This window comes from Leptolyngbya cf. ectocarpi LEGE 11479, assembly GCF_015207065.1.
GTDB lineage: Bacteria > Cyanobacteriota > Cyanobacteriia > Phormidesmidales > Phormidesmidaceae > Leptothoe > Leptothoe ectocarpi.
Map to the genome: position 1 here is coordinate 1 of NZ_JADEXP010000353.1, position 6,593 is coordinate 6,593.

The 6,593-nt window shown below is 50.7% G+C and carries 7 protein-coding genes and 1 riboswitch; of the genes, 3 read left to right on the top strand and 4 right to left on the bottom strand.

Going from position 1 to position 6,593, the window contains the following annotated elements; genetic code table 11:
* From IQ260_RS25380 to IQ260_RS25390, 3 genes are all read left to right on the top strand, one after another.
* Positions 1-1,428: amino acid ABC transporter permease (locus IQ260_RS25380; RefSeq protein ID WP_193995868.1), on the top strand; the 1,428-nt coding region annotated here is incomplete at its 5' end.
* Between the two features lie 5 nt (positions 1,429-1,433).
* Positions 1,434-3,032, top strand: a complete 1,599-nt coding sequence (locus IQ260_RS31250) for an amino acid ABC transporter permease (protein WP_228016418.1) — start codon at positions 1,434-1,436, stop codon at positions 3,030-3,032.
* A gap of 105 nt (positions 3,033-3,137) precedes the next feature.
* Positions 3,138-3,926, top strand: coding sequence for an amino acid ABC transporter ATP-binding protein (locus IQ260_RS25390; protein WP_322745047.1), 789 nt, complete (start codon positions 3,138-3,140; stop codon positions 3,924-3,926).
* A gap of 95 nt (positions 3,927-4,021) precedes the next feature.
* Here the strand turns inward: IQ260_RS25390 and IQ260_RS25395 are convergent, their stop codons facing one another.
* From IQ260_RS25395 to IQ260_RS25410, 4 genes are all read right to left on the bottom strand, one after another.
* A complete protein-coding gene (locus IQ260_RS25395) occupies positions 4,022-4,426 on the bottom strand; it encodes a hypothetical protein (RefSeq protein ID WP_193995869.1) in 405 nt (134 codons plus the stop codon).
* A 4-nt stretch (positions 4,427-4,430) separates the two neighbouring features.
* Positions 4,431-5,483, bottom strand: a complete 1,053-nt coding sequence (locus tag IQ260_RS25400) for an ABC transporter permease (RefSeq protein ID WP_228016419.1) — start codon at positions 5,481-5,483, stop codon at positions 4,431-4,433.
* 23 nt (positions 5,484-5,506) lie between these two features.
* The gene (locus IQ260_RS25405) at positions 5,507-6,034 is read right to left on the bottom strand and encodes an adenine phosphoribosyltransferase (RefSeq protein ID WP_193995870.1); all 528 of its coding nucleotides are present in this window, start codon (positions 6,032-6,034) and stop codon (positions 5,507-5,509) included.
* A 288-nt stretch (positions 6,035-6,322) separates the two neighbouring features.
* The gene (locus IQ260_RS25410) at positions 6,323-6,466 is read right to left on the bottom strand and encodes a hypothetical protein (protein ID WP_193995871.1); all 144 of its coding nucleotides are present in this window, start codon (positions 6,464-6,466) and stop codon (positions 6,323-6,325) included.
* 32 nt (positions 6,467-6,498) lie between these two features.
* Positions 6,499-6,573: riboswitch (Glutamine riboswitch) on the bottom strand.
* Positions 6,574-6,593: the final 20 nt, after the last annotated feature.

Below are 6,593 nucleotides of genomic sequence, written 5' to 3' on the forward strand. Positions count from 1 at the left end.
CCGCTTTCCAGCATTCAGACACTGCTGCGTGATGAGCGCTTTTGGAAAATTGCTTTCCAGGCGCTGATTGTGTTGTTTGTGGTGGACTTGTTCTGGCACTTTTCCGCCACCCTCAATGACAATATGACCGGCAGAGGTATCAAGTTCGGTTTTGGGTTTCTAAAGAACCCAGCCGGATTTGCCATGGGTGAGAGCCTACTAGACTATCAGGCTCAAGATTCCTATGGTAAAGCGCTCCAGTCAGGGATTGTCAACTCCTTGCGGGTGATGATTATGGGGGTGATTACGGCCACCACCGTCGGCATCTTGGCAGGGGTAGCCAGCTTCTCGGACAACTGGTTGCTTTATAAGATCAGTCGAGCCTATGTGGGTCTGGTGCGCAATGTGCCGCTGCTTTTGCAATTATTTTTCTGGTATCTGGCAGTTTTCTTTAGCTTTCCTGCTCCCAGAACCCCGTTTGTATTTCCCAATAGCGACCTTAGCTGGTTTATTCTGAGCAAAAAGGGTATTTACCTACCAGGGCCTGCGTTTACACCAGCCACGTGGACTGGCTTGATTATGCTAGCTGTTTCGCTGCTGCTAGTGGGGGTGTTTATCCGGTCGATTAAGGTGCTTCGTCGGGGAGACTATCGAGGCGGCATTGGTCCGATGCTAAATTTTGGCCTGAGTGCTCTTTTTATCCCCCTTTTGCTGATTGCTGAGTTTTTCCTACTGCTTAGCTGGAGTGGGGACAAGGGCATTTATTTTAAGGGAGCGTTTCCGTCGCTGATGTCTAGTGCTCAAGGGCTATGGGTGATTGTTCTATTGGCGCTGATTATTCCACTGGTACTGCTGGGCCGCTGGCGAACTCAGGTAATGGTGGAGCAGGGGCAGTCGGGTAAACCACAGCTGATTGCGATCGCACTTCTCCTTATTCTTGGCGTTTTAATTGTTCTGTTTGCCCTCGGTTGGGAAGCCCCAGCTGCCGTGATCAAAGACGACGGCACATTTACCGGCGGTGTGACCGGCGGTCTGAAACTCTCTCTGGAGTACTCCGCCATCGTTACCGGTCTCACTTTCTACACCGGAGCCTTTATTGCTGAGATTGTTCGAGCTGGCATTCAATCAGTCTCCCAGGGCCAATGGGAAGCCGCCCGCTCCCTGGGACTATCGTCCGGTCTAGCCATGCGGATGGTGGTCTTTCCCCAGGCCCTGCGAGTGATTATTCCACCGCTAAATAGTGAGTTTGCCAACCTGGCTAAAAACTCCAGTTTAGCCATTGCCATTGGCTTCGCCGACTTGTACTCAGTGGCCAACACCACCTTTAACCAAACAGGTCGGCCAGTGGAAGTATTTTTACTAATGATGGCCACCTACCTAATCATTAACCTTCTGATCTCAGTGAATATGAACCAACTCAACAGCGCTGTGCAGTTTAAGGAGCGGTAGAGGCGATGACAACAACTTCCCCCAATTCACCTCTGGTGACAGAATCTAGCCCGCCTCCCATCGCCCAGGCTGGGCCAGTGGCCTGGCTGCGTAAGCATTTATTTAATACCTGGTATAACGCCCTGCTGACCGTCATTTTGGTCGGTGTAATGCTGTTGGCGGTCTGGGGCTTTATCGACTGGGCCTTTAACATCGCTGAATGGGCTGTTGTCCCCAACAACCTGGCCCTGTTTATGTCAGGTCTGTACCCATCGGAAATATATTCACGCATTTGGGCCATCCTGGGGGTGAATGTGGCCATGGGCGGGCTGACCTGGGGTTTGTTAGCTCGCAATCAGAGCACCCTGTTTAGCCGAAATGTTTTGATTGCGATCGCAATCATCTGTGCCGGGTTTATTATTTTCCCCCTGACGCGTCCATCGGCCCTCACCCTCATTGGGCTCGTGGTCCTCACCCTAGCCTGCGCTTGGGCGGGCAAAACCCTACTAGGCCAGCGCAAGCTCAACCTGAGTCAGTTTTTAGCAGCCAGTTGGGTTTTGGTCTACTCCATTTCGCTACTGATTTTAGCGGGCGGGGATATTCGCAACAGTCTGCTGTTTTTAGTCGCGACCGTTGCCATCAGCATCTGGCTAGCATCCATGGTGCTCAAACTGCTGTCAAATTCCTCAATTATCGATACGGTTAGCCACAATCCCATCGGTATCTGGCTGATGCGAATTCTTTGGTTTGTCGGCAGTCTGGTCCTGTTCTTACCAGTGTACGGGTTCTTAAATGTGCCGCTGCTGCTCAAGCTGCTGACCATCGTCACCTATATCGCCTTTGTATCGCTATTAGTGCCAATTTTGGCAGAGCGCAAAACCCTGACCACCTTTGTGATGACGGCCCTGATTTTTGGTTTAGGGTGTTTTGTCATCAGCGCCGGGGTGGATGCCATTGGCGGTTTTTTAGGCTTTAAGCCCATCGGCACCAATAACTGGGGCGGTCTCACCCTGACTCTGTTTTTGGCCATTACTGGCATTGCCCTGTGCTTCCCCATCGGGGTGTTAATGGCCCTCGGACGACGTAGTAATCTACCCATCATTAAGGGGCTGTCCATCGCCTATATTGAGCTAATTCGCGGGGTGCCGCTGATCTCCATTTTGTTTATGGGGCAGGTAATGATTCCATTGTTTTTACCTGAAGGCGTACGGCCTGACAACATTGTGCGAGCGATTGTCGGTCTGACTCTATTTAGCTCAGCCTATCTAGCAGAAAATGTTCGCGCTGGTTTACAGGCAATTCCTCGCGGACAGAACGAAGCAGCCGCATCGCTAGGGCTGAATAACCCCCTCACCCTTTCCCTGATTGTGCTGCCCCAGGCGCTAAAAGTAGCTATTCCTGCCATTGTGGGTCAGTTTATTAGTCTTTTCCAAGATACAACTCTGTTAGGAATTGTTGGCTTGGTGGAGCTGTTGGGTATTAGTAACAGTATTCTGGCCAACCCCAAATATCTTGGCGATTATGCTGAGGTATTTCTCTTTATTGCATTGCTCTACTGGTTTTTCTGCTACGCCATGTCCCTGGGCAGTCGGCGAATTGAACAGGCGCTTAATACCGAGCTTTAGCAGCGTGCGATCGCAGCTCTGTTAAATCCTATGTCGGACACACCACCGTCACAGGGTACGAATGTCACCATAGTTTGAGGGGTTTGCCCTCACCACAAGAAGACGATGACTCAAACTGATATGCCTTTGCCAAATCAATCTAACGGCAATTCCGTTGACCGTAAGGCCGTAATTGTCGCCAGCGATGTAGAAAAGTGGTACGACAACGGCTTTAATGTGCTCAAGGGTGTCAGCCTGGATATCTATAAAGGTGAAGTGGTGGTGGTGATGGGACCGTCGGGTTCTGGCAAGTCTACCTTTATCCGTACCTTTAATGCCCTAGAGCCATATCAGAAGGGCAAAATTACCATTGACGGCATCGAGATTTCCCACGATCTCAAGAATATTGAGGAAATTCGTCGGGAAGTGGGCATGGTATTTCAGCAGTTTAATTTGTTCCCCCACCTGACGGTGTTGCAGAATGTCACTCTGGCTCCCATCTGGGTGCGCAAGCAAAAGAAGCGGGAAGCTGAAGAGATCGCCATGCAGCTGTTGGAGCGCGTCGGTATTTTAGAACAGGCAAATAAATTTCCAGGGCAGCTGTCCGGTGGTCAGCAGCAGCGGGTCGCCATTGCCCGTTCCCTGGCGATGCAGCCTAAAATTATGCTATTTGACGAGCCCACCTCTGCCCTTGATCCCGAGATGGTGCGCGAGGTGCTGGACGTAATGCGAGGCTTAGCCGACTCCGGCATGACCATGGTATGCGTGACCCACGAGGTGGGCTTTGCTCGAGAAGTGGCTGACCGGGTGGTGTTGATGGATGGTGGTCTTCTAGTTGAGGAGAACACCCCGGATGAGTTCTTTAACAATCCTAAAGAAGAGCGTTCTCAGAAGTTCTTATCCCAGATTCTGTAAGAACCTATCTGGTACTTTCCAGATGGACGTGGGACTCAAGCGCAAGCAGTCTCGCGTCAGTGCAGCGTTTGTTTTAACGGCATACATAGGCTTTCTCAATAGCGCCCGTTAAACTCACGGAATACATACATATTAATGGCAGCCACTACAAAGCAAATGATAAAAATCAGCATGCGAATACCGTAGATGGGTTCATTCATCAGCTGGCCGTTGGCAAAGATGGGCGTAAACGAGGGTTCTATCTTTGCCATAATGAACCCAGCGACAAAGGCCGTAATGGTGGAAGTGGCCTGGGAGAGATTTTTTAGCTCATGGCTAGTATTAGGCGCCACTAAGAAACCGATTAGCCAGCCACCGGCCCAGCCGGAAACGCCAATCAGCACCGTTTGAGCAAAGCCTGGATCGTCCAGCTCGCCATGGACTCGGCTCGCCAGCCAAATCACAATGCCAAAGACAATAAACCCGACCAAAAGACCGCTATAGGACCGTAGAGGCTGCATAGGTCTAGTTCATTTTTGAGAGCTTAATGCGTGGATCCACAAAGGATAGGGCTAAGTCGGCTAGCAGGTTACCGATAATCAGCATGGTGGCTCCCATCATCAAACTGGCCATAATTAAATACAGGTCTTGAGACTGTACCGCCTGTAGCGTTAATCGCCCTAAACCTGGCCAGCCAAAGAAATATTCGGTGATAAAAGCACCGCTGAGCAAGCTGGCAAATTCAAACCCTAGCAGCGTAATCAACGGGTTAATCGCATTGCGTAGGGCATGGGTATAAATCACGCGATCTTCTGGCAGCCCCTTGGCACGGGCGGTACGAATATAGTCCTGACGCAATACATCCAGCATTTGCCCACGCATCAGCCGCTGTAGTCCGGCAAAGCTGGTGATACTCAGGGCTAACGTAGGTAAAATCATATGCCAAATGACGTCCAGCACCTTACCCAGCCAGGTGAGGTCATCATGGTTAATGCTGGTACGCCCACCCACAGGAAATAGGGGGGTGGTGAGCTGGGCAAAGAACAGCAGCAGGAGACCGGTGATTAAGGCAGGAAATCCCTGGCCGATGTAACTCAGCACCCGCAGAATGCGATCGGTAAACTTGTTGTGATTGACTGCGCCAATGATCCCCAGAGGAATGGCAATGGCCCAAGTGACTAGAATTGAGGCGATGGATAATAGCAGAGTATTAGGAATACGCTCTGCCAAGACTTCCACTGCCGGACGCTGATAGGCAAAACTCTCACCAAAGTTGAGTTTGGTAACGACCTGGTAAAGCCATCGAAAGTATTGCTCCCAGACAGATTTATCCAGGCCAAACTGCTGCTCAAACTGTTGGATCGTTTCAGGCGAAATCTGGGGGTTTTGCCGCTGGGCATCGAGAAAGTCTCCAGGGGCTAGCTGAATGATAAAAAAGCTAAATGCTGATGCTAAAAGCAAGGTCAGTAATGCCTGCAGCACGCGCTTGAGGATATACAGCGTCGTCTCACTGGTGAGTACCATCTGCACTGTCTGCAGAGGAGAACGAGAGGAGGAAGAAGCAGGCTCTGCAGTCATGGGCGAAGGCATTCAAAACTAACTCAGTATGACAGTAGCGTAGTTATGGGGACTCCGTCAGGTAGCTTTTGGCGACCGTTTAGATCGCTAAGCTCAATGACAAAGCTAAAGCCTGCGAGGGTCGCCCCAGTCTGCTGAATTAATTGGGCAGCAGCAGCAGCAGTACCCCCTGTGGCGAGCAAGTCATCTACAATCAGCGGACGATGACCGCCCTGTAGGGCATCCTGATGGACCTCAAGGCTATCTTGACCATATTCCAGGTCATAGGACACTTGATGGACAGCAGCAGGTAGCTTGCCAGGTTTACGTACAGGGATAAAGCTGAGGCCCAGTTGATACGCGAGGGGCATACCAAAGATAAACCCTCTAGATTCAATACCAACGATACAGTCTGGCTGGTGGGGAGCTACCTGTTCTGCCATCAGGTCGATACTAGCCTTCAGGCCATCAGCATCCTGTAGCAGAGTCGTAATATCACGGAATAGGATACCGGGCTTGGGAAAGTCGGGTATCTCACGGATCAATGTGCGGATATCTGCAGTGGATTTCACGACTAGGGCTGATGCAGGACGGCCTTATTCTATACCGCTCAAGGCTAGACGTGCGAATTTAGTAGAGCACCGATCTACAGGAGCCAGAAATCGTAACGACTTCTGGCTCCCGACTTGTATTCCTTATCTTCTGCCCATATCTAATGAACTAAATGCTGACGGCAGCATTTTAGCCTTTGTTGCTCGTCCGGGCGGCCATAGGGTCGAGTACTTAACACAGACGTCAAGATCAACCCTAGGCACAGCCACAGGCTACACCGAGTGTGCATTTACTGCGTTCAGTGGAGTTTAAGCGCGGGGGTGGAGCGATCGCAAAGACTGCTCAAAGGGAACCGAGCCACTAATAGCCCAGCACAAGATCGGACAAAACACGATGCAGTAAACTGTCAGTACTGCCATCAATTCGGTAGCGGTTAAAACGTCAGATGCCATGAGAATCGCCTCCTAAAACTATGCATCGAAGAGGCGCGTTCCTTCGGGAAACCATCCCTACTTCCGTCCTTCAACATTCAAAGCATTTTGAACTCAGGATGAACGGTCTTTACTTCCGTATTATATG

Excerpts from the sequence above, each read along its gene's own strand:
- IQ260_RS31250 (WP_228016418.1), top strand. The coding sequence starts at position 1,434 with ATGACAACAACTTCCCCCAATTCACCTCTGGTGACAGAATCTAGCCCG.
- IQ260_RS25390 (WP_322745047.1), top strand. The coding sequence starts at position 3,138 with ATGACTCAAACTGATATGCCTTTGCCAAATCAATCTAACGGCAATTCC.
- IQ260_RS25395 (WP_193995869.1), bottom strand. The coding sequence starts at position 4,426 with ATGCAGCCTCTACGGTCCTATAGCGGTCTTTTGGTCGGGTTTATTGTC.
- IQ260_RS25400 (WP_228016419.1), bottom strand. The coding sequence starts at position 5,483 with ATGACTGCAGAGCCTGCTTCTTCCTCCTCTCGTTCTCCTCTGCAGACA.
- IQ260_RS25410 (WP_193995871.1), bottom strand. The coding sequence starts at position 6,466 with ATGGCATCTGACGTTTTAACCGCTACCGAATTGATGGCAGTACTGACA.